General features: G+C 64.9%; 28 protein-coding genes. 12 read left to right on the top strand and 16 right to left on the bottom strand.

Annotation, left to right across the window (positions count from 1 at the left end; translation table 11 throughout):
* Positions 1-12: 12 nt before the first annotated feature.
* The 4 genes from ABZ677_RS15860 to rplN are packed head-to-tail and all read right to left on the bottom strand — an operon-like array spanning position 13 to position 1,463.
* A complete protein-coding gene (locus ABZ677_RS15860; protein WP_008718273.1) occupies positions 13-198 on the bottom strand; it encodes a type Z 30S ribosomal protein S14 in 186 nt (61 codons plus the stop codon).
* A 4-nt stretch (positions 199-202) separates the two neighbouring features.
* On the bottom strand, positions 203-775 hold the full coding sequence (gene rplE, locus ABZ677_RS15855; RefSeq protein ID WP_008718275.1) for a 50S ribosomal protein L5: 573 nt from the start codon (positions 773-775) through the stop codon (positions 203-205).
* A 1-nt stretch (position 776) separates the two neighbouring features.
* Positions 777-1,094 (bottom strand): 50S ribosomal protein L24, encoded by a 318-nt coding sequence (rplX, locus tag ABZ677_RS15850; RefSeq protein WP_008718278.1) that lies wholly within the window; start codon positions 1,092-1,094, stop codon positions 777-779.
* Positions 1,095-1,463, bottom strand: a complete 369-nt coding sequence (gene rplN, locus ABZ677_RS15845) for a 50S ribosomal protein L14 (protein WP_032397538.1) — start codon at positions 1,461-1,463, stop codon at positions 1,095-1,097.
* A gap of 238 nt (positions 1,464-1,701) precedes the next feature.
* Between rplN and ABZ677_RS15840 the strand changes: the two genes are divergently transcribed.
* From ABZ677_RS15840 to ABZ677_RS15825, 4 genes are read left to right on the top strand one after another with little or no spacing between them, the layout of a single operon-like run.
* Entirely contained in the window at positions 1,702-2,739 is a 1,038-nt protein-coding gene (locus tag ABZ677_RS15840) for a DUF559 domain-containing protein (protein WP_358370849.1), read from the top strand.
* Positions 2,736-3,380: a hypothetical protein gene (locus ABZ677_RS15835; RefSeq protein ID WP_358370847.1), complete on the top strand. Its 645-nt coding sequence runs from the start codon at positions 2,736-2,738 to the stop codon at positions 3,378-3,380. The genes ABZ677_RS15840 and ABZ677_RS15835 overlap by 4 nt, the downstream gene beginning before the upstream one ends.
* Positions 3,381-3,397: 17 nt before the next feature.
* The gene (locus ABZ677_RS15830) at positions 3,398-6,523 is read left to right on the top strand and encodes an ATP-binding protein (protein WP_358370845.1); all 3,126 of its coding nucleotides are present in this window, start codon (positions 3,398-3,400) and stop codon (positions 6,521-6,523) included.
* 27 nt (positions 6,524-6,550) lie between these two features.
* Complete coding sequence (locus ABZ677_RS15825; RefSeq protein WP_358370842.1) at positions 6,551-7,873, top strand: AIM24 family protein; 1,323 nt, start codon at positions 6,551-6,553, stop codon at positions 7,871-7,873.
* A gap of 63 nt (positions 7,874-7,936) precedes the next feature.
* Here ABZ677_RS15825 and rpsQ read toward each other — a convergent pair whose 3' ends face one another.
* From rpsQ to rpsJ, 11 genes are read right to left on the bottom strand one after another with little or no spacing between them, the layout of a single operon-like run.
* A complete protein-coding gene (gene rpsQ, locus ABZ677_RS15820; RefSeq protein WP_032397542.1) occupies positions 7,937-8,215 on the bottom strand; it encodes a 30S ribosomal protein S17 in 279 nt (92 codons plus the stop codon).
* Positions 8,212-8,457 carry a 50S ribosomal protein L29 gene (gene rpmC, locus ABZ677_RS15815; protein ID WP_027496314.1) on the bottom strand — a complete coding sequence of 82 codons (246 nt, stop codon included), beginning with the start codon at positions 8,455-8,457 and terminating at the stop codon, positions 8,212-8,214. The genes rpsQ and rpmC overlap by 4 nt, the downstream gene beginning before the upstream one ends.
* The gene (gene rplP / locus ABZ677_RS15810; protein WP_027496313.1) at positions 8,457-8,873 is read right to left on the bottom strand and encodes a 50S ribosomal protein L16; all 417 of its coding nucleotides are present in this window, start codon (positions 8,871-8,873) and stop codon (positions 8,457-8,459) included. The genes rpmC and rplP overlap by 1 nt, the downstream gene beginning before the upstream one ends.
* Positions 8,874-8,876: 3 nt before the next feature.
* A complete protein-coding gene (rpsC, locus tag ABZ677_RS15805) occupies positions 8,877-9,686 on the bottom strand; it encodes a 30S ribosomal protein S3 (protein WP_027496312.1) in 810 nt (269 codons plus the stop codon).
* Complete coding sequence (gene rplV / locus ABZ677_RS15800; RefSeq protein ID WP_037188319.1) at positions 9,686-10,108, bottom strand: 50S ribosomal protein L22; 423 nt, start codon at positions 10,106-10,108, stop codon at positions 9,686-9,688. Before rplV ends, rpsC begins: the two co-directional genes overlap by 1 nt.
* Positions 10,105-10,386, bottom strand: coding sequence for a 30S ribosomal protein S19 (rpsS, locus tag ABZ677_RS15795; protein WP_008718309.1), 282 nt, complete (start codon positions 10,384-10,386; stop codon positions 10,105-10,107). Before rpsS ends, rplV begins: the two co-directional genes overlap by 4 nt.
* Positions 10,387-10,399: 13 nt before the next feature.
* Entirely contained in the window at positions 10,400-11,236 is an 837-nt protein-coding gene (gene rplB / locus ABZ677_RS15790; RefSeq protein WP_008718311.1) for a 50S ribosomal protein L2, read from the bottom strand.
* A gap of 39 nt (positions 11,237-11,275) precedes the next feature.
* Positions 11,276-11,581: a 50S ribosomal protein L23 gene (gene rplW, locus ABZ677_RS15785; protein ID WP_027496310.1), complete on the bottom strand. Its 306-nt coding sequence runs from the start codon at positions 11,579-11,581 to the stop codon at positions 11,276-11,278.
* Complete coding sequence (gene rplD, locus ABZ677_RS15780; RefSeq protein ID WP_008718317.1) at positions 11,578-12,255, bottom strand: 50S ribosomal protein L4; 678 nt, start codon at positions 12,253-12,255, stop codon at positions 11,578-11,580. The genes rplW and rplD overlap by 4 nt, the downstream gene beginning before the upstream one ends.
* Entirely contained in the window at positions 12,252-12,917 is a 666-nt protein-coding gene (rplC, locus tag ABZ677_RS15775) for a 50S ribosomal protein L3 (RefSeq protein ID WP_027496309.1), read from the bottom strand. Before rplC ends, rplD begins: the two co-directional genes overlap by 4 nt.
* Positions 12,918-12,931: 14 nt before the next feature.
* Complete coding sequence (rpsJ, locus tag ABZ677_RS15770) at positions 12,932-13,237, bottom strand: 30S ribosomal protein S10 (protein ID WP_003938093.1); 306 nt, start codon at positions 13,235-13,237, stop codon at positions 12,932-12,934.
* Between the two features lie 491 nt (positions 13,238-13,728).
* Here rpsJ and ABZ677_RS15765 point away from each other — a divergent pair, with 491 nt between their 5' ends.
* The 8 genes from ABZ677_RS15765 (at position 13,729) to ABZ677_RS15730 (ending at position 20,965) form a co-directional block, all read left to right on the top strand.
* Entirely contained in the window at positions 13,729-14,223 is a 495-nt protein-coding gene (locus ABZ677_RS15765; protein WP_358370832.1) for a hotdog fold domain-containing protein, read from the top strand.
* A 12-nt stretch (positions 14,224-14,235) separates the two neighbouring features.
* A complete protein-coding gene (locus tag ABZ677_RS15760; RefSeq protein ID WP_358370830.1) occupies positions 14,236-15,144 on the top strand; it encodes a prephenate dehydrogenase dimerization domain-containing protein in 909 nt (302 codons plus the stop codon).
* A gap of 35 nt (positions 15,145-15,179) precedes the next feature.
* Positions 15,180-16,133 (top strand): diiron oxygenase, encoded by a 954-nt coding sequence (locus ABZ677_RS15755; RefSeq protein ID WP_358370828.1) that lies wholly within the window; start codon positions 15,180-15,182, stop codon positions 16,131-16,133.
* A gap of 121 nt (positions 16,134-16,254) precedes the next feature.
* Positions 16,255-17,226 carry a daunorubicin resistance protein DrrA family ABC transporter ATP-binding protein gene (locus ABZ677_RS15750; RefSeq protein ID WP_037188328.1) on the top strand — a complete coding sequence of 324 codons (972 nt, stop codon included), beginning with the start codon at positions 16,255-16,257 and terminating at the stop codon, positions 17,224-17,226.
* Positions 17,223-18,080: an ABC transporter permease gene (locus ABZ677_RS15745; protein WP_037188330.1), complete on the top strand. Its 858-nt coding sequence runs from the start codon at positions 17,223-17,225 to the stop codon at positions 18,078-18,080. The genes ABZ677_RS15750 and ABZ677_RS15745 overlap by 4 nt, the downstream gene beginning before the upstream one ends.
* A gap of 10 nt (positions 18,081-18,090) precedes the next feature.
* Entirely contained in the window at positions 18,091-18,945 is an 855-nt protein-coding gene (locus ABZ677_RS15740; protein ID WP_052047376.1) for an ABC transporter permease, read from the top strand.
* 55 nt (positions 18,946-19,000) lie between these two features.
* A complete protein-coding gene (locus ABZ677_RS15735) occupies positions 19,001-19,882 on the top strand; it encodes a glycosyltransferase (RefSeq protein ID WP_037188333.1) in 882 nt (293 codons plus the stop codon).
* Positions 19,883-20,029: 147 nt separating this feature from the next.
* A complete protein-coding gene (locus tag ABZ677_RS15730) occupies positions 20,030-20,965 on the top strand; it encodes an alpha/beta fold hydrolase (protein ID WP_037188336.1) in 936 nt (311 codons plus the stop codon).
* Positions 20,966-21,036: 71 nt separating this feature from the next.
* Here the strand turns inward: ABZ677_RS15730 and ABZ677_RS15725 are convergent, their stop codons facing one another.
* Positions 21,037-26,790, bottom strand: a complete 5,754-nt coding sequence (locus tag ABZ677_RS15725; RefSeq protein WP_358370823.1) for an amino acid adenylation domain-containing protein — start codon at positions 26,788-26,790, stop codon at positions 21,037-21,039.
* Between the last annotated feature and the right edge of the window lie 155 nt (positions 26,791-26,945).

The raw sequence follows: 26,945 nt of genomic DNA, 5'->3' as shown, positions 1-26,945 counted from the left end.
GGAGGCCTCAGATCACCAGGAGCTCTTGCGAACTCCTGGAAGCTCTCCGGCGTGTGCCATCTCGCGCACGCAGATACGGCAGAGGCCGAACTTGCGGAACACGGAATGGGGACGGCCGCAGCGGTTGCAGCGAGTGTATGCACGCACCGCGAACTTCGGCTTCTTGTTGGCCTTGTTGACCAATGCCTTCTTCGCCATGGACTCAGTTCTCCTTGAACGGGAAGCCGAGGTGCTTGAGCAGCGCGCGGCCTTCTTCGTTGTTGGTTGCGGTGGTTACTACGGTGATGTCCATGCCGCGCGGACGGTCGATCTTGTCCACGTCGATCTCGTGGAACATCGACTGCTCGTTGAGGCCGAACGTGTAGTTTCCGTTGCCGTCGAACTGCGTGCCCGAGAGGCCGCGGAAGTCCCTGATTCGGGGAAGGGCAATGGAGACCAGACGGTCGAGGAACTCCCACATGCGGTCGCCACGGAGGGTGACGCGTGCGCCGATGGGCATTCCTTCGCGCAGCTTGAACTGTGCGATGGACTTGCGAGCCTTGCGGATCTCCGGCTTCTGGCCGGTGATGGCAGCGAGGTCGGCAACTGCACCGTTGATCAGCTTGGCGTCACGGGCGGCGTCGCCGACACCCATGTTGACGACGACCTTGACGATGCCGGGGATCTGCATGACGTTCTCGTATGCAAATTCGGTGTTCAGGGCGTCTTTGATCTCGGCGCGGTAGCGCGCCTTGAGGCGGGGCTGTTCGCCCGCGATGTTTTCGGTGGTAGTCATCTCAGATGTCCTTCCCGTTCTTGCGGGAAACACGAACGCGCTTGCCGGATTCCTCATCGGTCCGGTAGCCCACGCGAGTGGGGTTTCCGTCCGAGTCGACCACTGCAACGTTCGATACGTGGATCGGGGCTTCCTGAGTGACGATGCCACCCGAGGATGCGCCGCGCTGGTTGGCGGAGACCGCGGTGTGCTTCTTGATGCGGTTCACACCCTCGACCAGAACCTTGGAGTCAGCGGGGTAGGCCTGAATGACCTTGCCCTTGGCGCCCTTGTCCTTGCCTGCGATCACGAGAACGGTGTCGCCCTTGTGCACCTTCATTTACAGCACCTCCGGGGCGAGCGAGACGATCTTCATGAACTTCTTCTCACGCAGCTCACGGCCGACCGGGCCGAAGATACGAGTTCCACGGGGATCGTTGTCGGGCTTGATCAGCACCGCAGCGTTCTCGTCGAAACGGATGTACGAGCCATCCGGACGGCGACGCTCCTTGATGGTGCGGACGATGACGGCCTTGACGACCTCACCCTTCTTGATGTTTCCACCGGGAATGGCGTCCTTCACCGTAGCTACGATGATGTCGCCGATTCCGGCGTAGCGACGTGACGAACCACCGAGAACGCGGATGCAAAGGATTTCCTTCGCGCCCGTGTTATCAGCGACGCGTACTCGCGACTCCTGCTGAATCACTAACTTCTCCTTGACCTGGATGTACGTACGTGCCGGATTTCCGTCCCGACACGCGCGGTCGGCTGCCGGGAGCGGGCGCACGAAGGCACACCGCTGCCACAGGCAACCGGTCAAGTGTAGGGGAACGGGCCTCCAGGATCCAAATCGCCATCGTTCGAGCACCGGCCGTCGCCTGCGAACACAGAACTCTCGGTACGGTTTCGGAGATGGGACATCTTCGGATCAGCGGGGCGCGGCGATGACGTCGACGGGCGACGACGGCGGCTGGTGGTCGAGTCTGCCACTGGATCGGGTCGTCCGACTGCACGGTGCCACCGAGCGGGAACTCGCCGAGTCCGTGAACCCTCTGCCGTCGGACGCGCCCTCGATCGTGTTCTTCGCGGTCGATCCCGCGACGGCGAACCGTGCCGTCGATCTCGTCGACGCGGTGGTCGCAGAACTCGAGAAGGCGGCAGTCGACTCGGTTCCGCTGTTGCTCACGGAATTCGACCACCACGAAGGCTCGTCGACGTTGGATCGGCGCGCTGCACGCGTCGCTGCCGTACGGTTCGCCGGCGGCACAGGGCACTTCGGTCCGTACGTCGGGGCCCTCGCCGACGCCGCAGTCGCGGGGCGGTCGCCGCGTCGAACCGCATTCACCGTCGAGACCAGAGCCGCAGGGTCGGCTCGAATACTCGCCTCCGCTCAGCAGCGAAGCACTGCTGCCCTCGTGTCGGTCGTGCCCGTCGGAACGGACGCCGGAGTCGTCGCCGCAGCAGCGGAATGGTTGTGCACGCACGCCGAGATGGCGGTGTGGGTCATCGGAGACGGGGCGTCGGGCATGGATCGGTTCCCGTCGGTGTCGGTGCGTGCACCCGCAGTGCCCACCGGCGTCAGCACTGTCCTCGATCGCTTTCGCCCACTGAGCTATCCACCGATCGCCGGACATCCGCACCCGGCCAGTGATCCGGAGAAGCGCTTGTACCGAGCGCTGGACGTGCACGAGTGGGCCACCGGAAGGGAGCACAATCGCTCGATTCGGCTCGGCGAGCTCAGCAGACCGTTCACCGTCGACGTACTGTGGCGCACCGAGAAGATCGTCGTGGAAATCGACGGCAGCGAACACCGCGCACCCGAACGTTTCGCCGAGGACCGCGTCCGTGACAACGAGCTGCAGACACACGGCTACATGGTGCTGCGCTTCACCAATGCTCAGGTGATCGACGATCCGCAACGTGCGGTCGCTACCATCCGCGAGGCAGTATCGAGAAGACGATCGAAGGGGGATCCTCGATGAGTACCGAAGACCTGAACGGGACCGAAGCGGCTGTGCTGCTCGTCCTGATGGCCGAGGCAAGTCCGGTCAAGAATTCCGAACTCAGAGCGATGGGCCCCGAGCTCGCGAAGCCGTCCCGCGACAAGCTGAAGAACGCCGGTCTGATCGAAGTGAATTCATCTGTGCGCCCGATGACACTCGAACTCACCGACAAGGGGTGGCGCACCTGCGGCGACCTCATCGGCGGTGAACCTCCGGCTCGATCGACCGGCGCAGGAAAGGCCATGTTCACCGTGTTGGCGGGGTTGCGTCGGTGGCTCGATCGCACCGACAGCCGCCCGGCGGATGTGTTCTCACCCCGATCGGACGAGCCTGCACCCGTCGAGAGGACCGACACGACCGTCGACATCGAAGCCTCGATTCGCGCGGCCTACGCACGGCTCGCGAGCGAACCCGGCAGCACTGTCCGACTCTCCAGGCTGCGAAACGAGTTGCGGGACATACCCAGAACCGATCTGGACGACGCACTGGCGCGCCTGCGCCGCGCTGCGGACGTGGCGTTGATTCCCGAAGAGAATCAGAAGACTCTGACCGACGAAGAGCGCGCTGCGGCCGTCGTCGTCGGTAACCAGCAGAACCACCTTCTCTCGATCGAACCATGATGGGCGTTGAGTCGACGATGACGGACAACGAGCAGATCCGAGCTCTCGAATCGGTGCGGTTGAGCTGGGCACCGACACCCGACGACGTGTGGCGTTCGCAGTCGAACGTGCACGTGCCGGGAATGCACGAACGTGTGTTCCTCGAGGTGATGAATGCCTACGACGACGCGGACGCCTCCGACGACGCCAGTCCGCTGGGCGTCGTCGTGCGCGGCCCGGCCGGCTCGGGCAAGACGCACCTGCTCGGCCAGGTACGAGAAGAAGTGCAGCTCAAGGGCGGCTACTTCTTCCTGATCAGGTTGCTCGACGCCGCTGGATTCTGGCGCTCGACGCTGATGGGGATGCTCGACGACCTGATGCGTCCGTCCGGCCGCGGATCGGACAGCCAGCTGGCACTACTCCTCCGACGCCTGTGCGAGATCGGCGAGATCCCCGACGATCAGCGCGCAAAGATCATGGGCGAGAACATGATCGACGCGGACACGTTGAACGACTTCGTCACTGCGGTCTACAAGGTCCACCCCCGCCATCGACGGACGTCGCAGCACACGTTGCGCGCGCTCGTGCTGTCCATCGCCCCCGACTCGGCCGTTCAAGATCTCGGTGACGCGTACCTGCAGTCGATCGACGACGTCGATCCCGACGAGTTCTCGGCCTGGGGCATTCGCCGGGCCGAGCTCGGCCATCAGGGCATCGCCGAGAACATCTCGCGCCTGCTCGCCATCACCGGTCCGACGATTCTCGCGATCGACCAGATCGACACGCTCGTGGCGCAGTCTCGTACCGGATCGGATCAGGAGTTCGCCGACGCGCAGGAAGACAAGGTCGTCGAACAGCTCGCGCACGGTTTGATGTCGCTGCGTGAGACCCTCCCTCGCACAGCCTCGGTCCTCTCCGCGCTGTCGAGCGCCTGGGAACTGATCGCCGCGCGCGGAGTCGCGCCGATGCGTGACCGTTTCCGAGTTACTCAGTCGCTCAAGCCGATTCCGTCGTCGGACATCGGTCGTCTGCTTCTCGGACGGCGCCTGGCAGCGTGCTTCCTCGAAGCCGGCTTCACTCCACCGCACCCGACGTGGCCGGTGGCCCCCGACGCGTTCGAGCAGGCTCCGGACTTCACTCCGCGCCAGCTGCTCATCGCCGTCGACCGGCACATCAGGCACTGCCTCGACACCGGCGTCGCGTCGGAGTTGGAGAGCTTCACCGACAGGTCGGGTCCGACCGATGCGCCGGACCTACCCCAGGCACGGGTCGACGAACTCGACATCCTCGACGATCGCTACAAGCAACTGCGCGAGCAGGTCGACGTCTCGGTTCCACTGCGACCCGACAGCGAGGACTCGATCGTTCCGGCACTGCTGTCGGCGGGATTGACTGCGTGGATTCACGAGCATCAGTCGTCCGACGACAGCCTGGCCCAGGACCCACCGCCGAGCGGCAAGCCCGCGCTGCACGCCCGCCTGCGCCACACAGTCGACACCGATACCGACGACGAGGAGCACTGGTGCTTCCGCGCGGTCACGTCCGGCAACGCCCGCGCCGCGCTGGCACGAGTCGAGCGAGCAGTGACAACGGCTGGCCTGCGCATCGACATGCCGAGGCGACGGTTGATCCTGATCAGAAACGAGCCGTGGCCGAACGGCGCGAAGACCGAGCAGACGATCGCGGCCTTGCGCCGCGCCGGAGGCATCGTGGTGCCCTTCGGCGACGAGGACCGCAGGGCGCTGGCGGCGTTGTCGATCCTGTTGGCCGAGAACTCCCCCGCGCTCACGTCCTGGCTGCTCGCACGTAAGCCGGCACACGATGTCGAACTCTTCGGGGCTGTTCTTCCCGCTGTGAGTGTCGTCGACGACGACACCGCCCTCATCGAACCCGAGATTCCGAGCGTTGCCGCGCAGCCCGCCGCGGCGCGGCGACCGTCCATCGTGGTCGGTGCCGAACTGAGCACCGGCGCGGACGTCGCCATTCCACTCGAAGCGCTGCGCAAGCACACGGCGATCTTCGCGGGATCCGGCTCGGGCAAGACGGTTCTGATCCGCCGATTGGTGGAAGAGTGCGCCCTGCAGGGTGTTTCGGCGATCGTGCTGGACGTCAACAACGACCTCGCTCGGCTCGGCACCGCATGGCCCGAGGACGAGAGGACCTGGCCACCGGGTGACGAGGCCAAGGCAACGGCGTACCTGCGCGACACCGACGTCGTGGTGTGGACGCCGCGCAAGTCCGCCGGTCGTCCACTCAGCTTCCAGCCCCTTCCCGACTTCGCCAGTGTCGTGGGTGACGCGGACGAGTTCGAGGCCTCGGTCGAGTCCGCCTTGGCCTCGCTCGAACCGGCCGCAGGTGTGCTCGGCACGTCGCAGAAGGCCAAACATGGTCGAGCAGTACTGAAGTCGGCCCTCGGTCAGTTCGGTCGTCGTCCGCAGGGCGGGGATCTGTCCGACTTCATCGACCTGTTGGAAGAGTTCCCCGAGGACGCGAGCGAGATGCGCGACGCGGTCCGCATCGCTGCCGGTCTGGCCGAGAACCTCAAGGCCGCCGCCGCGAACGATCCGATGTTCGCCGGCGCGGGCACGCCGGTCGATCCTGCTGTTCTGCTGACTCCGGCCGAGGGTAAGAAAGCCCGGGTATCGGTGATCAACCTCGCGGGCCTGACCACCGACGAGCAGAAGCAGAGCTTCGTCAACCAACTCCAGATGGGGCTGTTCGCCTGGATCAAGAAGAACCCCGCCGGCGACCGGCCCCTCGGTGGACTGTTCGTCATGGACGAGGCGCAGAACTTCGCGCCGTCCGACCGGAGCACCGCGGCCACCCACAGCACCCTGGCCCTGGCGTCACAGGCACGCAAGTACGGACTGGGCCTGGTGTTCGCCACGCAATCCCCGAAGGGCCTGCACAACCGCATCGCTGGCAACGCGTCGACTCAGTTCTACGGCCTGCTCAACAGCCCATCGCAGGTCGAGGCGGCCAAGGAGATGGCGCGGGTGAAAGGTGGCTCGGTTCCCGACGTCGGACGCCTGCCCGCCGGCCAGTTCTACGCGGCGGTGGAGGGCGCGGAATTCCGACGCACGGCCACTCCCCTGTGCCTGTCCTACCACCCGAAGAGCCCGCCGACCGAAGAAGAAGTCATCGAGTTGGCTCGGCAGTCCTGACGCCGTGACAGTGGCACACTGGGTTCGATGAAGACCCTCGCTCGCGGGGAGAACTGCCCCGCTCCGGCCGGCCCCCTGACGGTGACGCTCGCGGCGTCGACCTCGGTCGGCGTCTCCGCGCTGCTGCTGGGGCCGGGCGGCCGGGTGCGTTCTGACGCGGACCTGGTGTTCTACAACCAGCCCACCGCCCCCGGCGTCGAGTACCGCCGTGTACCGACCGGGCACCAACTGATGTTCGACGCCACCGCCGTCCCGGCCGGCGTCGATACCGTGGCCGTGGCGGCGTCACTCGACGGAACCGGACCCGCAACGTTCGCCGCTGCAGGCCCGACGGCGGTGACGGTGTCCGATGCGTCGGGCACCGCGCTGATCGGATTCACTGCCGATGCGCTCGGAGACGAGAGCGCGCTGGTGTGTCTCGAGTTCTACCGGCGCGGCGAGCAGTGGAAGCTCCGCGCCGTCGGCCAGGGATACGCCGATGGACTCGCGGGGTTGGCCACGGCGTTCGGTATCAGTGTCGAGCACGACGAGCCGACGCCCGACACTCCGCACGAGCCATCGCCGACCACCACCTCGCCACCCGTGCATTCACCCGTACCTCCAGGAGTTCTGGCCATGAGAAGTGAACTGTTCACGCCCGCCCACGCCGAGGTTCCCGGTTCGGGTATTCAGAAGCAGGGCAGCAAGATGTGCCGCATCGGGATGAACGGCGACGTGATGGCCCGGGCCGGTTCGATGGTCGCGTATCAGGGCAATCTGCAGTTCGAGGCCAAGGGCTCGGGTGGCATCGGCCGGGCGCTCAAGCAGGCGCTCTCGGGCGAGGGTGTCCCTCTGATGAAAGTCACGGGTCAGGGCGACCTCTTCCTCGCCAATGCCGCACAGGACGTGCACCTCATCGATCTGGACGGTACCGACGGATTGACCATCAACGGTGCCAACGTTCTCGCCTTCGAGAGTTCACTGAGGTACGACATCAAACGTGTACAGGGAGCTGCAGCGGGCGGTAACGCGGGCTTCTTCAACTGTGTCTTCTCCGGGCGCGGTCGGATCGCCATCACGACCGACGGGATTCCGGTGGTGCTGAACGTCGACCAGCCCACCTTCGCCGATCCGCAGGCTGCGGTCGCATGGTCGTCTTCCTTGCAGACGAGAGTCAAGAAGAACGATTCGTTCGGCCTCGGCACACTCATCGGGCGCACCACAGGAGAAAGATTCACCCTCGAGTTCGCGGGTCAGGGATTCGTCGTGGTTCAGCCGTCGGAGCAACCGCCGGGCGGACTGGTCGGCGGCAGCGGTAGCGGTGAACAGGCAGGCGTCGGCGGGGCACTCGGCGGCTTGTTGGGCAGGTAGGGCCGAGGCCGAAACACAAAATGCCCGCTCCCAGGAAGGGAGCGGGCATTTGCGGTGCAGGTACTACTTGGCCTTTTCGAGAACCTCGACCAGTCGCCAGTGCTTCGTGGCGGACAGCGGGCGGGTCTCCATGAGCTGAACGCGATCGCCTACGCCGGCGTCGCCCTTCTCGTCATGTGCCTTGACCTTGGTGGTGCGACGGATGATCTTGCTGTAGAGGGGGTGCTTGACCCTGTCCTCGAGCTCGACCACGATCGTCTTCTCCATCTTGTCGGATACGACGTAGCCGATCCGAACCTTACGGTTGTTGCGCTCTTCAGTCACAGTCTTTTCCTCGCTCATGCCGCGTCACCTGCAGTGTCCTCGGAAGGACCAGATGCCAAGCCGAGCTCACGCTCGCGCAGGACGGTGTAGATGCGCGCGATCTCGTGACGGACGGTGCGCAGTCGACGGTTGTTGTCCAGCTGGCCGGTAGCCATCTGGAAACGAAGGTTGAACAGCTCTTCCTTCGACTCACGCAGCTTGGTGACCAGCTCTTCACCGGTGAGCTCGCGGAGCTCTGCGGCTGGGGTTCCGGTAGCCATCAGAACTGCTCCTCCCTGGTGATGATGCGTGCCTTGATGGGCAGCTTGTGGATGGCGCGAGTCAGTGCCTCACGCGCGATGGTCTCGTCGGGGTACGACAGCTCGAAGAGCACGCGACCCGGCTTGACGTTGGCGATCCACCACTCGGGCGAACCCTTACCGGAACCCATGCGGGTCTCGGCAGGCTTCTTGGTGAGCGGGCGGTCCGGGAAGATGTTGATCCAGACCTTGCCGCCACGCTTGATGTGGCGAGTGATCGCGATACGAGCGGACTCGATCTGACGGTTGGTGATGTAGGCGGGCTCGAGAGCCTGGATGCCGTAGTCACCGAATGTCACCTGAGTTCCGCCCTTGGCGGCACCCGAACGCTTCGGGTGGTGCTGCTTGCGGTGCTTGACCCGGCGGGGGATCAACATGCGTCAGCCCTCCTGAGTGGGTTCGGTCGAGGCCGGAGCCTCGGTTGCGGATGCCGCGCGGCCGGCCTCGGTGCTGGTCGCCGTGGTGCCCGAGGCACCGCTGCGACGCGGACGAGTGGGACGCTCACGACGGGGACGGTCTGCACCGGCGGCCGGAGCCGCAGCGGCAGCGAGTTCACGCCGTCCACCGACGATGTCGCCCTTGTAGATCCAGACCTTCACGCCGATGCGGCCGAAGGTGGTCTTGGCCTCGTACAGCCCGTAGTCGATGTCGGCACGGAGCGTGTGCAGGGGAACGCGTCCCTCGCGGTAGAACTCCGAGCGAGACATTTCGGCACCACCGAGACGGCCGGAGCACTGAACACGAATGCCCTTGACGTTCGGCTGACGCATGGCCGACTGGATGGCCTTACGCATCGCGCGACGGAATGCGACGCGGTTGCTGAGCTGCTCGGCAACACCCTGGGCCACGAGCTGAGCCTCGGACTCGGCGTTCTTGACCTCGAGGATGTTGAGCTGAACCTGCTTGCCGGTCAGCTTCTCGAGAGCTCCGCGGATGCGGTCGGCCTCGGCGCCACGACGACCGATGACGATGCCCGGACGTGCCGTGTGGATGTCCACGCGAACACGGTCACGGGTGCGCTCGATCTCGACCTTCGCGATTCCTGCGCGCTCCATGCCGGTGGCAAGAAGCTTGCGGATCTCGACGTCTTCCTTGACGTACTCCGAGTACTGCTTGTCTGCGTACCAGCGCGACTTCCAGTCAGTGGTGATACCCAAGCGGAAGCCGTGCGGGTTGATTTTCTGACCCACTACTGAGCCCCTTCCTTGGACGCCTGGCCCTTACGACGGTTGCGAGACGTTCCGCCGGTCTTGGGCAGGCTTTCGACGATCACCGTGATGTGGCTGGTGCGCTTGCGGATCCGGAATGCCCGGCCCTGAGCGCGCGGCTGGAATCGCTTGAGGGTTGCACCCTCGTCGACGAATGCAGTGGCGACGATCAGCGTGCTGGGATCGAGATCCAGGTTGTTCTCGGCGTTGGCCGCTGCGGAGGCGATCACCTTGGCGACCGGCTCGCTCGCTGCCTGCGGCGCGAACTTGAGGATGTTGAGCGCGTCCTCGACGGAGCGCCCGCGAACCAGATCCACGACGCGACGTGCCTTCATCGGCGTGACGCGAACGTGCTTCGCTACGGCCTTGGCAGTCGGATTGGCGGTGGGGGTGAAGTTGGTCATCGCCTCTTCGCCTTCCGGTCGTCCTTGATGTGACCCTTGAACGTGCGGGTCGGTGCGAATTCCCCGAGCTTGTGGCCGACCATGGAGTCGGACACGAACACCGGTACGTGCTTGCGACCGTCGTGGACGGCGAAAGTGTGACCGATGAAGTCGGGCAAAATTGTCGATCGACGGGACCAGGTCTTGATGACCTGCTTGGTTCCCTTGTCGTTCTGGACGTCAACCTTCGCGAGGAGGTGATCGTCTACGAACGGGCCTTTCTTCAGGCTGCGTGGCATTCTGAACTCCCTCCTAGCGCTTGTTCTTGCCGGTACGACGACGACGGACAATCAGCTTGTCGCTCGCCTTGTTCTTGCGGGTACGGCCTTCCGGCTGTCCCCAGGGGCTGACCGGGTGGCGTCCACCGGAGGTCTTGCCCTCGCCGCCACCGTGCGGGTGGTCGACCGGGTTCATCACGACACCACGAACTGTCGGGCGCTTGCCCTTCCAGCGCATGCGGCCGGCCTTGCCCCAGTTGATGTTCGACTGCTCGGCGTTGCCGACCTCGCCGACGGTTGCGCGGCAGCGCACGTCGACGCGACGGATTTCACCGGACGGCATACGCAGCGTGGCGTAGGGGCCTTCCTTACCGAGGAGCTGAATGCTCGCTCCGGCGGAGCGGGCCATCTTCGCGCCACCACCCGGACGGAGTTCGACCGCGTGGATGGTCGTACCCGTCGGGATGTTGCGCAGGGGCAGGTTGTTGCCGGGCTTGATGTCGGCGTTGGCACCCTGCTCGATCGGCGAGCCCTGGGCGATGCCCTTGGGTGCGACGATGTACCGCTTCTCGCCGTCTGCGAAGTGCAGCAGTGCGATGTTCGCGGTGCGGTTGGGGTCGTACTCGATGTGAGCGACCTTGGCCGGCACGCCGTCCTTGTCGTTACGACGGAAATCGATGAGACGGTACGCACGCTTGTGACCGCCACCCTTGTGCCGGGTGGTGATACGACCGTGTGCGTTACGTCCACCGCGACCGTGCAGCGGGCGGATCAGCGACTTCTCGGGGGTCGAACGCGTGATCTCAGCGAAATCGGAAACGCTGGAGCCACGACGGCCCGGGGTTGTCGGCTTGTATTTACGGATTGCCATGAGTCTTCTCGTCCTCTATATCCGAAGAGTCCCAGTCGCTTACGCGACCGGACCTCCGAAGATCTCGATGGGCTTGCTGTCGGCGGAGAGCGTTACGAGCGCGCGCTTGGTGTCCTTGCGCTTGCCGTAACCGAACCGGGTCCGCTTACGCTTGCCCTGACGGTTCATCGTGTTGACGCTGGTCACGGTGACGTCGAAGATCTTCTCGACGGCAATCTTGATCTGCGTCTTGTTCGAGTCCGGGTGCACCAGGAACGTGTAGGTGCCTTCTTCGATCAGTCCGTAGGACTTCTCGGAGATGACCGGTGCCAGCAAGATGTCGCGGGGATCGGCGATCGTGGTCACTTGCTTGCCTCCTCGTTCTTTGCAGGCCCAGCGATGAAGGTGTTCAGCGCTTCCACGCTGAAAACCACATCATCGGCGTTGAGCACGTCGTAGGTGTTGAGCTGGTCGGGTGCAATGGGGTGCACGCCGTCCAGGTTCTGAACGCTCTTCCAGGCTGCGATGTCCTCGCGGCCGACGACGAGCAGGACCTTCTTGCGGTCCGAGATCTCGGCGAGGAACGTCTTCGCACCCTTGGTGGACGGAACCTGTCCGGCAACCAGTTCGGTGATGACGTGCAGACGCTCGCTGCGGGCCCGATCGGAGAGGGCTCCGCGCAATGCGGCGGCCTTCATCTTCTTGGGGGTCCGCTGGCTGTAGTCGCGCGGCTGCGGTCCGTGGACCGTGCCACCGCCGACGAACTGAGGAGCGCGGGTCGAGCCCTGACGGGCGCGGCCGGTGCCCTTCTGCCGGTACGGCTTCTTGCCACCGCCGCGAACCTCGCCACGAGTCTTCGTGGAGTGGGTTCCCTGACGAGCAGCTGCCAGCTGTGCGATGACGACCTGGTGCAGCAGCGCGATGTTCGCCGGAGCGTCGAAGATCTCCGCGGGGAGATCGACGGTGCCGTTGGTCTTGCCGCCGGCTTCCTTGACATCGAGCGTCAGCTTGGTCTCGGTGTTCTTCTCGAGGCTGGTCATGCCCGTGCACCACCCTTCAATGCAGACTTGACGATCACGACGTTGCCGCGACGGCCCGGGATCGCTCCCTTGATCAGCAGAAGACCGTTCTCGCTGTCCACCTTGTGGACCGAGAGGTTCTGCGTCGTGACGCGGTCGCCACCCATACGTCCGGACATGCGCATTCCCTTGAAGACGCGACCGGGTGTTGCGCAGCCACCGATGGATCCGGGGCGACGGTGCACGGCCTGTGCGCCGTGGCTCGCGCCCTGACCCTTGAAGCCGTGACGCTTCATGGTTCCGGCGAAGCCCTTGCCCTTGCTGGTGCCGGTGACGTCGACGTATGCGCCGTCCTCGAACACTGCAGCGGTGAGCTCCTGGCCGACCTCGAACTGCGAGGCGTCGGCTACGCGAATCTCCACGATGTGGCGACGCGGCGTGACACCTGCCTTCTCGAACTGGCCGGTGGTGGGCTTGTTCACCTTGCGCGGGTCGATCGCACCGAATGCGACCTGGACGGCGCTGTAGCCGTCACGTTCCTGGGTGCGGATCTGGGTGACCACGTTGGGGCCTGCCTTGATCACGGTCACCGGAACGACGCGGTTGTTCTCGTCGAAGACCTGGGTCATTCCGAGCTTGGTGCCCAGAATTCCTGTTGCAGGCCGGTTCTTGTTATCAGTCATCGTTGTCTCCGCGCTCACTGGATGTTGACGTCGACACTGGCCGGGAGGTCGATGCGCATGAGCGCGTCCACCGTCTTCGGTGTCGGGTCGAGGATGTCAATGAGCCGCTTGTGAGTACGCATCTCGAAGTGTTCGCGCGAGTCCTTGTACTTGTGCGGCGAACGGATGACGCAGTACACGTTCTTTTCTGTCGGCAACGGCACCGGTCCGACGACGCGGGCACCCGTACGGGTGACCGTTTCGACGATCTTGCGCGCTGACGCGTCGATCGCCTCATGGTCGTAGGCCTTGAGCCTGATGCGGATCTTTTGTCCCGCCACGCTTAGTGTCCTTTTCTTGCCGCTTGGTCGTAGAACGGGCCGTTCGGCCTGCTCCACCTCGTCTGCACAGTCCCCGAGCCGTGGGAAACCCACCGACTCGAACTGCCTTCGTGCACACACGACAGTGAAAAACGTTGACGACCAGGCGTGACCTGATTCCGTTGCCGCTCTTCATCTGTCATGGTTCTCCGGTCCACGCGGTCGGGCGTGTCGCGATTCCGCTCATTCTTCTGCGCTGAAACTTTCGCCTCAACCATCCGAATCGAACGAAATCCGCACCGATCGAGCTGGTGTTCCGGACGCGCTCACGTGGAGCGCTGGTCTCATGTTCTTGCTCAGTCGGCTTTTCGGCCGACTCACCTGTTTCAGGCCGCACGCATGCGCGTCCCGTGTCCAGGCAACCCGACCAGTATGCCGCAGACCGGGCACCAGATCAACTCGGGCCCGATCGATGGCCGCCGCATTACCTTACCGAGCAGTAAGGTAGCGCCATGACCACCGTCGAGAATACTACCGGCGCGACCTATCGCGCCTGGTCGAAGCTACCGAACAACACTATCGGCTCCACTGTCTTCTCCGTCGGCATGTGCCTGCGGGTTCCGTACTTCGCATCCGTACTGCCCCGTGTCGTCGCGCTCGAGCCGGGACGCTGCGAGGTCACCGCACCCAAGTGGTTCGGCATTCGCAACCACCTGGGCACGTTCCACGCCATCGCCGCCTGCAATCTCGCCGAGGTCGCCATGGGCATGCTCGCCGAGGCGACCGTCCCCACCTCGCACCGGTGGATTCCCAAATCCATGACCGTGCAGTACCTGACGAAGGCCACCACATCACTGCGCGCGGTCGCCGAACTCGACGAGGTCCCCGACTTCGGGACGATCATCGACGGCATCGACATCGTCGTGCCCGTAGCGATCCGAGACACCGCGGGCATCGAGGTCGTGCACGCGGACATCACGATCTGGGTCTCCGCCGCATCGCGTTGACATACTCGAACGATGAATTCGAGGACACGGTCGAAGCCCGACGACTCCGTGGTCGTGGTCGGAGGCTCGGGAGCGGTCGGCCGCTTGATGGTCGGCCTCCTGATCGCGGACGGCGTGCCGGTGACCATCGTGGACGTGCACGGCGGCTCGGTACCCGGTAGTTCGGCGGTGCTCGCAGGCGATGTCACCGCCCCCGACCGCCGGGTCGAATCGGCGCTGGAAAAGGCTGCCACCGTGATTCTGGCGGTGCCCGAATCCGTGGCACTGCGGGCCGACCTGTCCGCGGTGCACCCCGACGCGCTGCTGGTGGAAACTCTGTCGGTGAAGTCCGGCTTCTCCGACCGTGTGCAGGACGCACGTCCGATCGGAGCCGCGGTGGGAATCAATCCCATGTTCGCCCCGTCGCTCGGAATGACCGGACGCCCCGTCGCCGCCGTTGTGCACCGACCCGGACCGCCGGTGGATGCCTTCCTGGAGAGCATCGCGCGGTGGGGCGGTCGAGTGGTCCTGCTCGACGCAGCACGCCACGATCGCCTCGCCGCGGCGACGCAGGCGCTCACGCACGCCAGTGTGCTGGCGTTCGGCCTGGCTCTGGCCGAACTGGACCTTCCGTTCGTCGACATCGACGCCGTTGCGCCTCCCCCGAACGCAACGATGCTCGCGGTGCTGGCTCGGATCACCGGCGGTGAGCCCGAGGTCTACTGGGACGTCCAGGCAGGCAATCCGCACGCCGCCGAAGCCAGGGCTGCGCTGCGCCGAGCCACGCAGACGGTGAGCGAGACCGTCGATTCCGGTTCCGAGGCCGACTTCGCTCGCCTGTTGGTGCAGGCCGAGGCTGCTCTGGGCGGGAACGGAGATCGGTATCGAGCTCTGTGTGCGGAGATGTTCGGTATCGTTCGAGGTAGCGGTGATCGCCGATAGCCGCGGTCGGACGAGTGCGGAAGCAGAGGCACGCGATGTTGGAGCAACCGTCGTTGCCGGAATTCGACTCCGACGATGTCGTCGAGAGCGCAGTCGTCGCACGGTTGGCGAAGAACTGGTCGCAACGCGCGACGGTCAAGAAGCCCGAACCCGAGCTGGACGATCTGTTCGACGCGTCCAAGCAGGATTTCCCCGACGCTCTGATCCCCTTCGGTGAGCACGACACCTTCACCGGTGCCACTCCCGAGCAGCAGGATCGACTTCGGGCGTGGGGCTGGATCGCGTTCAACAAGAACGTGATGGACGTCGAGCAGCATGTCGTTCATCCCGGTTTCGCCCTGTTGGCGCAAGACGTGTTCGAGACCGGAATGGGTGACACCCTCGCGGTGGCGGTGACCCAGGCCATGGTGGACGAGCAATACCACACCTTGATGCACCTCAACGCGAGCGCAGCCACCAGGCGCGGACGCGGTTGGGCTCTGTCGGAACGCTCACTGCCGTTCAGCTCCACCGTGCGCCGGCAGCGGGCGGCGCAGGCGACCAGCGACGACCCCTGGTCTGCCGCGATCAGTTCGCTCGCGTTCATGACGGTTGCGGAGATCTCCATCACCTCGTACCTGGACCTGATCGAGGACGACGACGTGATTCAGCCCATCAACCGGGCAACCGTCAAACTGCACAACCGCGACGAGTACTGCCATGCATCGATCGCCGACGACATGGCTGCGATCGTCTTCGACCGACTCGGTACCGACGACCGGCAGAAGTTCCTGGACGGCCTGGTCGACGGTATGGACGCGTTCTCGAGCAGCGATTTCTCCACCTGGGCACGCATTCTCGAACTCGAAGGCGTGCGCGGCGGCGACGCGATGCTCACCGACGTCGAGCAGGACAAGAGCCGACGCGCATTGGTTCAGGACTACAGCGGGTTGCGGTCTCTGTGCCGAAAACTCGACGTCGAGAACAGTATCGATATCGACTGGGACTGACTGCGAAGGTCCCTCAGCGACGACCCACAAGTAACATCCACGGCGAATTTCGCTATCAAGTAGTGGCCCTCGACTCCACGGGGTCCGGTCCCACCACTCCCCCCGACAGCTCGGAGATTCGATGTCGTCAGCACAACACGCAGCCGTACACGTGGAGGACGTACACAAGTCCTTCGGCGATGTGCAGGCGTTGCGCGGCATCAGCTTCTCCGCAGAGCGGGGAACCGTGCTGGGCATCCTCGGCCCGAACGGCGCAGGCAAGACGACGACCGTGAAAGTGCTCTCCACCCTGATCGCACCCGACAGTGGCAGAGCGTTCGTCGCGGGTCACGATGTCGCGGCCGACGCGCCGGCAGTACGTCGCTCGATCATGATGACCGGGCAGTACGCGGCCCTCGACGACACCCTGTCCGGCCGCGAGAACATCGAGCTCTTCGGTCGTCTGATGGGTCTGGACAAGAAGGCCGCGAAGGCCCGAGCCAAGGCGCTGCTCGACGAGTTCGACCTCTCCGACACCGGCAAGCGCCCCGTGCGTGGCTACTCGGGCGGTATGCGCCGCCGCATCGACATCGCCTGCGGCCTCGTCGTGCGACCGGAGGTCGTGTTCCTGGACGAGCCGACAACCGGACTCGACCCACGCAGCAGGCAGGGCGTGTGGTCGTTGGTCGAAGCACTCAAGGCACAGGGCATCACCGTGCTGTTGACGACGCAGTATCTCGAAGAAGCAGACGTTCTGAGCGACAACATCATCGTCATCGACAAGGGCACGGTCATCGCAGAGGGCACCTCGGACCATCTCAAGGCCATGACCGGCGGCAGTTACTGCGAGGTCGTTCCACTCGATCCCGGCCAGCTCCGTGCAGCCGCCGAGGCCCTGGGCGACATGGTCCCTGCTGCGGTCCACGCCGAGATCACTGCTGCCTCGGACCGGCTCTCCGTTCCCGCACCCGACGGCGCAGCCACTCTGTCGGAGATTCTGCGCCGCATCGATGCGGTGGGAATCGTGCTCGCCGACATCGCGCTCCGCCGTCCGTCGCTCGACGACGTGTTCCTCACTCTCACCGGGCACTCGCAGACGAGCACCACGCCATGACGGCCACGACGCGAGGCGTAGCCGATTCGCAGGCCAGGACCGTGCAACGGACCGATGTCGGTTCGACGGCGCGGCAGCCGAAGCGGCGGTCGAGGACGAAACCGTCGGGATTCGTGCAGTGGCAGGCACTGACCGGGCGTGCACTGTGGACGATGCTGACCAAGGGTGAGTTGTTGGTCGCGGTCATCGCCCCGCTCATCTTCACCGTCGGCTTCTACCTCCCTCTCAAGTTCGTCATGGGTTTGCAGGGCATCGACTACGCCCAGTTCCTGATGCCGATCATCGTGTTGCAGGCCATGGCGTTCACCGCGATCTCGGCGGCACAGCGCGCCTCGGCCGAGGCGATGAGCGGCCTCAACTCGCGGTTGAAGACCATGCCTGTCGTGCGGGGTGTGCCCCTCGTGGCACGAATCTCGAGCGGTGTCGTCCGCTCGTTGGTCTCGCTCGTATCCGCCCTCGGTTTCGGTTATGTCATCGGCTTTCGCTTCACGGCAGGGTTCGGTCAGGCCCTGCTGTTCTGCGCACTCGCCATGCTGATCAGCACCACGTTGTCGATCGGGGCCGATGCGATCGGCACTCTGTCGAAGAGTCCCGAAGCAACCAGCCAGGTATTGACCCTCCCCCAGCTCATTCTCGGTATGGCGTCGTGCGGGTTCGTTCCGGAAAGTGGTTTCCCGGAACTCATCCGACCGTTCGTACGCAACCAGCCGATCTCGCAGTTCTCCTTCGCAATGCGCGATATGGCCGAAGGCGGAGTCACCTTCCAGGTGTTGTGGCCGTCGCTCGCGTGGGTGACCGGCTTGATCCTGTTCTTCGTACCGCTCGCCATCTGGGCGAGCTCCAGGCCAGAGTGAAGAGTCCGACATGACGATGTCCGAAGCGTCGGTGAACACGACCCGCGTGTCCAGCTTGACCTTCCCCGAACCCAACATGGTCCTGGGCGAAAGGTCTGTCCGTGCCCTCTGGACCCACAGTCTGATCCAGGCCAAGCGACTGTTGATGCGATGGATGCGCGATCCGTCGACGATGATTCAGGCGTTGCTGTACCCCGCCTTGATGCTGGTCATGTTCCGTGTCGTGCTCGGAAACTCGATCTCCGCGGCCACCGGAGCGCCGGCGATCTACGGCCAGGTGCCGATGATCGCTCTCGTCGGAGCGATGTTCGGATCGATCGTCAGTGCGGTCGGCCTCAAGGGCGAACGTAAGTCTGGTTTGTTGTCCCGGTTCTGGACGACACCGACGCATCGTGCCGCCGGCCTGCTGGGCAGGATGATCGCCGAAGCAGTTCGAGTACTCGTCACCACCATCGTCATCACCTGCGCCGGTGTCGCGATGGGGTTCCGATTCACCCAGGGAATTCCGGCCGGCATCTTGTTGATTCTGGTGCCGATCGTGTTCGGTATCGGGTTCGCGGTCATGGTGACATTCCTGGCCACCGTCGCGGGCGACGCACCCCTGGTCGAAGTCGTGTCGATCTTCGCCACGCTTCTGATGTTCTTCAACGCCGGCTTCGTACCCGTGCTGGCCTACCCACCATGGCTTCAACCGGTCGTCGCGGCACAGCCGATGTCGGTGGCGGTCGATGCGATGCGAAACCTGGCAATGGGCGGTCCGGTCCTGACACCGGTGTTGCAGACTCTTGCGTGGTCGCTCGGAATGGCCGCGGTGTTTCTGATCCCGGCAATTCGCGGATACAAGAAGGCATCGTCGGACGGCTGATCGAAGTGGCTCCGGTCGACCCACGGCCCGGAACGGAGGTGACGTCGTGAACCATATGCACACCGCACATCCGTCGATCTCGGTGATCATTCCTGTGGGCTCGCTGGATCCCCTGCTCGACGCACAGTTGCAGGCGTTGGCGGAGCAAGATGTCGACTGTCCGTTCGACGTGCTGATTTCGGACAACGCCGGCGACGGACGAGTCAGCGATCACGTCGCTTCGCATCCCCTGCGGGATCGACTGCAGTTGACCTGCGTGGACGCGTCGCAGCAGGTCGGTGCGGCGCACGCACGCAATCGCGGTGCCGAGAGCGCCTCTGGCGATCTGTTGGCATTCTGCGACTCGGACGATGTCGTGCACACGTCGTGGCTCACCACGCTCGTGCAGAAGGCGTCGTCGTTCGATGTCGTCGGCACTGCAGTCGAAACCGTCACGCTGAACAGCGCCCGGGCGTTGTCGTGGACGCCCACGACGGAGCCGGAGAAGCAGGGCCGCACCGATTTCCTGCCGTTCGCGATCGGCGCGAGTATGGCCTGCTGGGCGTCGGTGTACCGCGATCTCGGCGGCATGGACAATCGCTTCAGGGCGAGCCAGGATGTGGAGTTCAGCTGGCGCGCGCAACTCGCGGGTTACACCCTGGGATTCAGTGACGAGCCGGTCGTCGCGTATCGACTTCGCGCCGAGCTGCGACCCATGTTGCGTCAGTCCTTTCGTCTGGGGTTCGGCTTCGCCAAGCTTCGCGGAATCTACCGGCCACAGGGGTGCCCGGCACTGAAAGTGCGCCGAGTCGCGTCCTGGTGGATGGCGCTGCTGCTGCGCAATCCCTTGTTGCCGACGTCGCTGACCGGGATGTCACGGGGCCACTGGCTCCGCGCGTTCGTGATCCGAGTCGGCGAGCTTCGCGCAGGGATCAGGTACGGAGCCATCGGTTGGTGATGTGCACCACACGCGCTCGCCGACCGGCCTGCGTGGCGGGCACCCTTGACCAGCACGCCTGTTACGTACGCGTGTCCGGCTGTTACGGTCGGTGACGCAGATGCTTGCGAACAGCGGCGGATCCACGCCCCAGACGAGATTGAGGCCATGCCGAAGAAGTTCACGAGAGTACTGCCCACAGCGATTGCTGTCGCGATGGCCGGTGCCCTGTCCTTCACCGGGACGGGCACAGCGGTCGCTGCACCGTCGCCCACCGGCACCTCGGTGTCCGCCACGCCTACGCTCGAGGGTGCCAACGACTTCGGCTGCGTTCCCAGCGCGGCCCATCCCCGTCCGGTTGTGCTCGTCCACGGAACCAAGATGGATGCGTCCACGTGGAAGATCCTGGCACCGCAGTTGAAGAGCGAGGGCTACTGCGTCTTCGCCCCCAACTACGGCGGCGTCTCGCTCCTCCTCGACCCGGGCACGACCATCTGGGGCTCCGGCGACATCGCTGAGTCAGGCCGACAGATCGGCCGTTTCGTCGACGAAGTACTCGCGGCAACCGGTGCCGAGCAAGTCGACATGGTCGGCCATTCGCAGGGCGGCACCGCCACTCGGCAGTACATGAAGTTCGATGGCGGCACCGATGCGCAGGACCCAGCCCGCAACAAGGTGCACACGCTGGTCACCCTCGGTGCCACCAATCACGGCACGACCTTCGGTGGTCTGCAGCAACTCTCCGAATTGCTCACCTCGCTCGGTCTGCCCGGCGACGCACTCACCCCCCTGACATACAACATGGCGGGTGCCCAGCAACTCGTCGGTTCGACGACGCTTACGAGCTTGAACGAGGGCGGAGACGTCGAACCCGGGGTGGAGTACACCGTCATCGCCACGCGCAACGACACCGTCTCGACGCCGCCCGCGAACACCTTCCTCAAGTCCGGCGACCCGGCGATGGTGCACAACGTCTGGGTTCAGGACGTGTGCCCCGCGGCGACGACGTCCCACGTCGGTCTCGTTGCCGATCCCGCTCCCCTGTACATGGTGAAGACTGCACTCGATCCCGACTACGCAACCACCACGCCTGCACCCTGCTGAGCGTTTCTCCACACGCAACGACAAAGGCCTCACGACACGGTGTCGTGAGGCCTTCGTCGTTGCCGAACGGCCTACCGGCGCAATTCCGCGTCCAGCACGGGCCCGATCTCGGTCGATGCCGGCGACGACGCCATCTGCCAGTGCGTCGCATGGACCGGAACGACCGTCACGCCCTCGCTCAGCGCACCGTGCCACGTCGCCGCCGCCACGTTGCCCGTGGGATCGTCGGTGACCGATGCGAACAGCAGTGCCCGACCCGTGAAGGTCTGCGGCACATAAGTTTCGATGAGCTCTGCCGATCGTGCGATGCCGTCGAGTATCCCGGAGACCCGTTCGCGGGAAATCGAGTCGAAGGGTGCGGGCATCGACTTCAACAGTTCGGCCACGGAGTCGACCGTGAGTTCACCGATCTCGGGGTGATCGTCCGTACCGATACCCAGCCCGCCGAGAATTTCGTCCACCGACACCGGCCTGTCGACGAGGTGGTCCGATCCACCCGCAACGAACGAGTCCATCATGGCCAGCGTCGAGACCTCGTGGCCCTCACGTTGCAGTTGCACGGCCATCGCATGCGCGATCAGTCCGCCCATGGACCACCCCAGCAGGTGATACGGGCCCGACGGTTGCACGGCGCGAATCTTGTCCACGAATACGGCAGCCCACTGCTCTATCGACTGCGGCACAGGTTCTGCACCGGACAGCGCGGGCGACTGCAATCCGTAGATCGGGCGGTCGTCGCCGATGTGCGGTGCCAGAGCGCCGAAGGCCCAGGACAGACCCACGATGGGGTGGACACAGAACAGCGGGGCCGAAGAACCACCTACCCGTAGAGGTATGAGGACCTCGAGCCCGCTTGCTTCCGCTCCGCCGACTCCCGATGCCGTGGCAGCAGTGATTCGCGCCGCAAGCGAGGCGACGGACGCGTCCACGAACAACCAGTTCAGAGGAACAGACCGACCACCGAGGGCCCCCTTCAGCGCGGAGACCAACTTGACAGCCAGCAGAGAGTTGCCGCCGAGCGAGAAGAAGTCGTCATCGAGTCCCACACGTTCGACTCCCAGAACGTCCGCGAACACGCCGGCAACAGCTTCCTCCACCGGTGTCTGCGGGGCCCTGAACTCTCGGGTCTCGAACTCCGGAGCAGGCAGCGCACGACGATCCAACTTTCCTGCAGCGTTGAGAGGTAGAGCGTCGAGCACGACGAAGGCCGACGGAACCATGTACGACGGCAGCGCAGACACCGCCTCCGACCGCACCGCCTCGACATCGATGTCGGTGCCGGGAGTGGGAACCAGGTACGCCGCCAACGACTCACCGACCGCCGAGTGCGACACCACGACGACAGCCTGACTCACCGACGACCGCGCCGTCAGCGCAGTCTCGATCTCTCCCAACTCGATTCGCTGCCCACGGAACTTCACCTGGAAATCGGTGCGACCGATGTACTCGAGCCGATCGGAATCCATCGACCACCGCACCAGGTCACCAGTTCGATACATCCGCGCCCCCGCATCGCCGAACGGGTTCGCCACGAACCGCTCCGCCGACAAGTCGGGCCGCGCAACGTAACCCCGCGCCAACTGCACACCCGCCAAGTACAACTCCCCCGGCACGCCCGCCGGTACCGGATGCAACCGCGAATCCAGCACGTACACCGACGTGTTCCACTCCGACACACCGATGGAGACCGAACCGGCCCCCGATCCGGACAACGCCCCGTCCTCGGAGACATCGCGATAGGTGACACTCACCGCCGCCTCGGTCGGACCGTACAGGTTGTGCACCCGCGCATCCGATACGGCCCGCCAGGCATCGACGGTACCCGCGGGCAACGCCTCACCGATGACGAAAACATGTCGCAACGACGAGATCGACTGCGCCGACACCGCTTCGACGAAGACCGTCAGCATCGACGGCACGAAGTCCGTCACAGTCACACCGTGCCGCGAGATATCGGCGGCGACCGCCTCGACGTCACGTTGCGCACCCGGGGCCGCAACGATCAACCGACCGCCGGTTCGCAGCGGCAGGAAGAAACCCCACAGCGAGACGTCGAACGTCGTGGCCGTCTTCTGCAGGTACACATCCGACGGATCGAGACCGTATTCCTGCGTCATCCACAACATCTGGTTGACGATGGCCCGGTGTTCGATCGCCACGCCCTTCGGACGACCGGTCGACCCGGACGTGAACAGCACGTACGCCAGGTCGTCCCCGGAGGCGCGCGGAAACACCACCGACCCGGACGGCTCAGGCGGATCGGTGATGTCGACGATCGGAATCGCTGTCCCCGTAACGAATTCGTCCCGTGCCGTCGACAACACGACAACCGGTGACGCCGTATCGAGAATGTAGTCGTTGCGCTCGGCCGGCTGATCCGGATCCACCGGCACATAGGCCGCACCGGATCGAAGCACGGCATACATGCCGACCACCAGCTCGACCGACCGCCGCATCGCCAACCCCACCAACACACCCTGCCCGGCACCACGCTCCTGCAACAACGACGCAGTCGCATCCACCCGGTCCGAGAACTGCCGATACGTCAACGATTGTTCACCGAACACCAATGCCACCGCATCGGGCGAATCGACCACCGTGCGGTCGAAACCATCCAACAACACCTCGCCCGGATCGACAGCCACTGTGCTGCCGTTGCCCCGCAACATGATTCGTTCACGCTCGGCCGAATCGAGAACGTCGATATCACCGACCACGACATCCGGGCGAGCGGTCACCGCCTCGAGAACAGCCACCAACCGACGCCCGAACGACGCCACGGTCGCCTCGTCGAACAGATCCGTCGCGTACATGAGCTCGCCGGCCAGACCTGCGCCGTCTCCGAGTTCGGTGAGCGTCACCTGGAGATCGAACTTCGCCGAGGCCGCCCCGGACCCGAATGCCTCGACGCCGAGATCGGGGAGCTCGAACGATCCCTGGGAGAAGTTCTGGAAGAACAGCGCCACCTGGACCAGCGGGTGCCGCCCTTGCGATCGCACCGGATCGAGTACCTCGACAAGACGCTCGAAGGGTACGTCCACATTGTCGAAAGCCTCCAGGTCGGAGGTACGTACGGCAGCGAGTACTGCACCGAACGAGGCGTCTCGAGCGATCTGCGTTCGCAGGACCACCGTGTTGACGAACATGCCAACCAGGTCGTCCAACCGTGCGTCGCCGCGGCCACCCACCGGTGCTCCCACGGCGATGTCGGACGTCCCGGACAACGTGGCCAGCAGCACCGCGAACGCTGCGTGCACCACCATGAACGCGGTGGCGTCGTGCTCGCGTGCACACTCGAGTACACGGGCGTGCAGTGCAGCGTCGATCTCGAACGCCGTCACCGCCCCCTGTCCCGATGCGACCCGCGGGCGCGGCCGGTCGGAGGGCAGATCCAACTGCTCGGGGAGGCCGTCGAGCGTGCGACGCCAATAGTCGATCTGCTTGCGGGCCAACGACTTCGGATCCGATTCGGAGCCGAGCATGTCGAGTTGCCAGAGTGTGTAGTCGACGTACTGGACCGGCAGCGGTGCCCACTGCGGTGCCGATCCGCCGTGCCGCGCGAGGTACGCCGTCATGACGTCGCGGGACAGCGGGGCCATCGAGAGCCCGTCCGCCGAGATGTGGTGTGCAACGAAGGCCAGCACGTACTCCGGTGCTGCACCGGCGGGGTCCGTGATGTGGAACAGCCGGACACGAAACGGGATCTCGACGGTGACGTCGAATCCCCGGGTGAAGAACTGTGTGACCGCAGCGAGCGCGTCGTCACGAGCGATGCGGACCACGTCCATCCCGACGTGCGTCTCGGCCTCGTCCCGCACCTGTTGGTACCCGACACCGTCGATCTCCGGGTACACGGTGCGCAACGATTCGTGTCGACCGACCACGTCCCCCACGGCGGCCTGCAACGCGTCGACATCGAGTTCTCCGCGGAGCAACAGAGCGACCGGCACGTTGTTGAGGGCGGAGTCGGTGTCGAGGCGGTTGAGAAACCACATGCGCTGCTGTGCGGACGAGAGCGGGATGCGCTCGGGCCGCTGCCTCGACGTGTCGAGCGCAGCTCGAACCGGACCGTCCGCCGAATCGGCGGCGTGCGCCAAGGCCTCGACGGTGGAGGACTCGAACACCGAGCGCGCCGGAACATGGACGCCCAGAGCCGAACCCAATCGAGCCGCGAGCTGTGTGGCGATCAGGGAGTTACCCCCGAGCGCGAAGAAGTCGTCGTCCAGGCCGACACGTTCGACCCCGAGCAGCTCGACGAAGATATCGGCCACCACATGTTCGGTAGTGGTCGACGGGGACCGGAACTCCGCGGCCTCGAACACCGGTTCCGGCAGTGCGTCTCGGTCCAGCTTGCCGGTGGGAGTCAGCGGGATCGAATCGATCCGCGTGATCACCGAAGGCACCATGTGCGCAGGCAGACTCCGCCCGGCCTCGTCCAGCACCCGGTCCAGGTCGACGTCCGTCCCTGCCACCGGCAATACGTATGCTGCGAGAACGGTTGCGCCGGTGGGACTGCGGTGACCGAGAGTCACAGCGAAATCGACCCCGTCCTGCGCTGTGAGAACGGCGTCGATTTCACCGAGTTCGATTCTGAAGCCTCGGATCTGGACCTGAAAGTCGTTGCGGCCCAGGTATTCGATGGCCCGTCCGGACGCCACCTCCCGCCAGCGCACCAGGTCACCGGTGCGGTACAGCCGACTCTGATCCGAGTTACCCTCGGCCGCATACGGATTGGCGACGAAACGCGCCGCGGTCAGCGCGAATCGTCGATGGTATCCCCGCGCAAGGCCGGCACCGGTCAGATACAGCTCCCCCGGCACCCCGGCGGGCACCTGCCGCAACCGGTCGTCGAGCACGTGGTAGCCCATGTCCTTGGTGGACGGCCCGAGCAGCACGGCTTCGCCCGCGTTCAAGGGTGGCGAGATGTTGCACACCATCGACGCTTCGGTGGGGCCGTAGACGTTGTGGAAACGTCTGCCCGGTGCCCACTTCGACATCAGTTCCGAGGTGAAGGCCTCGCCGCCGATCGCGAGCACTCGCATGTCGGGCACCTCTGCCGGATCGAGTGAGGCCAGCGCTGCCGGGGTGATGAACGCATGGCTGACGCGGTGGTTGCGGAGCATGTCACCCAGATCGGAACCGCCGTAGACACCGGGCGGGACGATGACCATCGTCGAACCGGCGCCCACAGCCATCAGTAGCTCCAGCACGGACGCATCGAAGCTGGGGGACGCGAAATGCAGTGTGCGCGAATCGGAGTCCAGCCCGTAGATCTCGACCTGAGTGGAGGTCAGCGGTGCCAGCCCGGCGTGGGAGACGGCGACGCCCTTCGGCAGACCGGTCGAGCCGGAGGTGTAGATGACGTACGCGAGCGTGGACGGGCGAATCGGTGCCCGTCGGTCGTCCGCCACGACGGGATCGTCGGACAACCCCTGGAGTGCGCCTTCGGTGTCGGACGAGTCGAGGCTGATCCACGACACCGACGTCGGCATCGCCTCTTCGAATTGTGTTGCAGTGACACCCATTCGCACGCCGGAGTCGTTCACCATGTGCGTGATTCGGGTGGCCGGGTAGTTGGGGTCGATGGGCACGAATGCAGCACCGGTCTTCGCCACGGCCCACACGGCCGTGACAGATTCGATCGAACGGGTCAGTGCCAGTGCCACGAAATCCTCGGGGCCGACCCCGCGTTCGATGAGCAACCGGGCCAGCCTGGACGACCGGGAGTCGATCTCTCGATAGGTGAGCGATCGGGTACCGAATTCCACCGCCGTGCCGTCCGGATTCTTCTCCACCGCCGCGGCGAGCAGGGTCGGCAGCGACACCGTACGAGCGGGTCGACTTCGGGTCGGCCGGGCGCGAGTGGGCCGGGGGCGACTCGGCCGTCCCCCCACTCGGCCACCCGACTCGGACGGTATACCGGTCGATCCATCCGAACTCATCTGATCCAAGACTCCTCACCAGTGTTGCCCCGCGCGTG

The organism is Rhodococcus sp. NPDC006774 (assembly GCF_040636045.1).
Lineage (GTDB): Bacteria > Actinomycetota > Actinomycetes > Mycobacteriales > Mycobacteriaceae > Rhodococcoides.
This window is presented reverse-complemented; position numbering and strand designations above follow the sequence as displayed.

Coding starts and splice junctions, on each gene's coding strand:
- rplV (WP_037188319.1), bottom strand. CDS start 10,108: ATGACCAACTTCACCCCCACCGCCAATCCGACTGCCAAGGCCGTAGCG.
- rpmC (WP_027496314.1), bottom strand. CDS start 8,457: ATGGCTACCGGAACCCCAGCCGCAGAGCTCCGCGAGCTCACCGGTGAA.
- ABZ677_RS15735 (WP_037188333.1), top strand. CDS start 19,001: ATGCACACCGCACATCCGTCGATCTCGGTGATCATTCCTGTGGGCTCG.
- rplB (WP_008718311.1), bottom strand. CDS start 11,236: ATGGCAATCCGTAAATACAAGCCGACAACCCCGGGCCGTCGTGGCTCC.
- ABZ677_RS15860 (WP_008718273.1), bottom strand. CDS start 198: ATGGCGAAGAAGGCATTGGTCAACAAGGCCAACAAGAAGCCGAAGTTC.
- rplD (WP_008718317.1), bottom strand. CDS start 12,255: ATGACCAGCCTCGAGAAGAACACCGAGACCAAGCTGACGCTCGATGTC.
- ABZ677_RS15825 (WP_358370842.1), top strand. CDS start 6,551: ATGAAGACCCTCGCTCGCGGGGAGAACTGCCCCGCTCCGGCCGGCCCC.
- ABZ677_RS15835 (WP_358370847.1), top strand. CDS start 2,736: ATGAGTACCGAAGACCTGAACGGGACCGAAGCGGCTGTGCTGCTCGTC.
- rpsQ (WP_032397542.1), bottom strand. CDS start 8,215: ATGAGCGAGGAAAAGACTGTGACTGAAGAGCGCAACAACCGTAAGGTT.
- ABZ677_RS15765 (WP_358370832.1), top strand. CDS start 13,729: ATGACCACCGTCGAGAATACTACCGGCGCGACCTATCGCGCCTGGTCG.
- ABZ677_RS15740 (WP_052047376.1), top strand. CDS start 18,091: ATGACGATGTCCGAAGCGTCGGTGAACACGACCCGCGTGTCCAGCTTG.
- rplE (WP_008718275.1), bottom strand. CDS start 775: ATGACTACCACCGAAAACATCGCGGGCGAACAGCCCCGCCTCAAGGCG.
- rplX (WP_008718278.1), bottom strand. CDS start 1,094: ATGAAGGTGCACAAGGGCGACACCGTTCTCGTGATCGCAGGCAAGGAC.
- rplP (WP_027496313.1), bottom strand. CDS start 8,873: ATGTTGATCCCCCGCCGGGTCAAGCACCGCAAGCAGCACCACCCGAAG.
- ABZ677_RS15840 (WP_358370849.1), top strand. CDS start 1,702: ATGACGTCGACGGGCGACGACGGCGGCTGGTGGTCGAGTCTGCCACTG.
- ABZ677_RS15830 (WP_358370845.1), top strand. CDS start 3,398: ATGACGGACAACGAGCAGATCCGAGCTCTCGAATCGGTGCGGTTGAGC.
- ABZ677_RS15755 (WP_358370828.1), top strand. CDS start 15,180: ATGTTGGAGCAACCGTCGTTGCCGGAATTCGACTCCGACGATGTCGTC.
- ABZ677_RS15760 (WP_358370830.1), top strand. CDS start 14,236: ATGAATTCGAGGACACGGTCGAAGCCCGACGACTCCGTGGTCGTGGTC.
- ABZ677_RS15745 (WP_037188330.1), top strand. CDS start 17,223: ATGACGGCCACGACGCGAGGCGTAGCCGATTCGCAGGCCAGGACCGTG.
- ABZ677_RS15750 (WP_037188328.1), top strand. CDS start 16,255: ATGTCGTCAGCACAACACGCAGCCGTACACGTGGAGGACGTACACAAG.
- ABZ677_RS15730 (WP_037188336.1), top strand. CDS start 20,030: ATGCCGAAGAAGTTCACGAGAGTACTGCCCACAGCGATTGCTGTCGCG.
- rpsS (WP_008718309.1), bottom strand. CDS start 10,386: ATGCCACGCAGCCTGAAGAAAGGCCCGTTCGTAGACGATCACCTCCTC.
- rplC (WP_027496309.1), bottom strand. CDS start 12,917: ATGACTGATAACAAGAACCGGCCTGCAACAGGAATTCTGGGCACCAAG.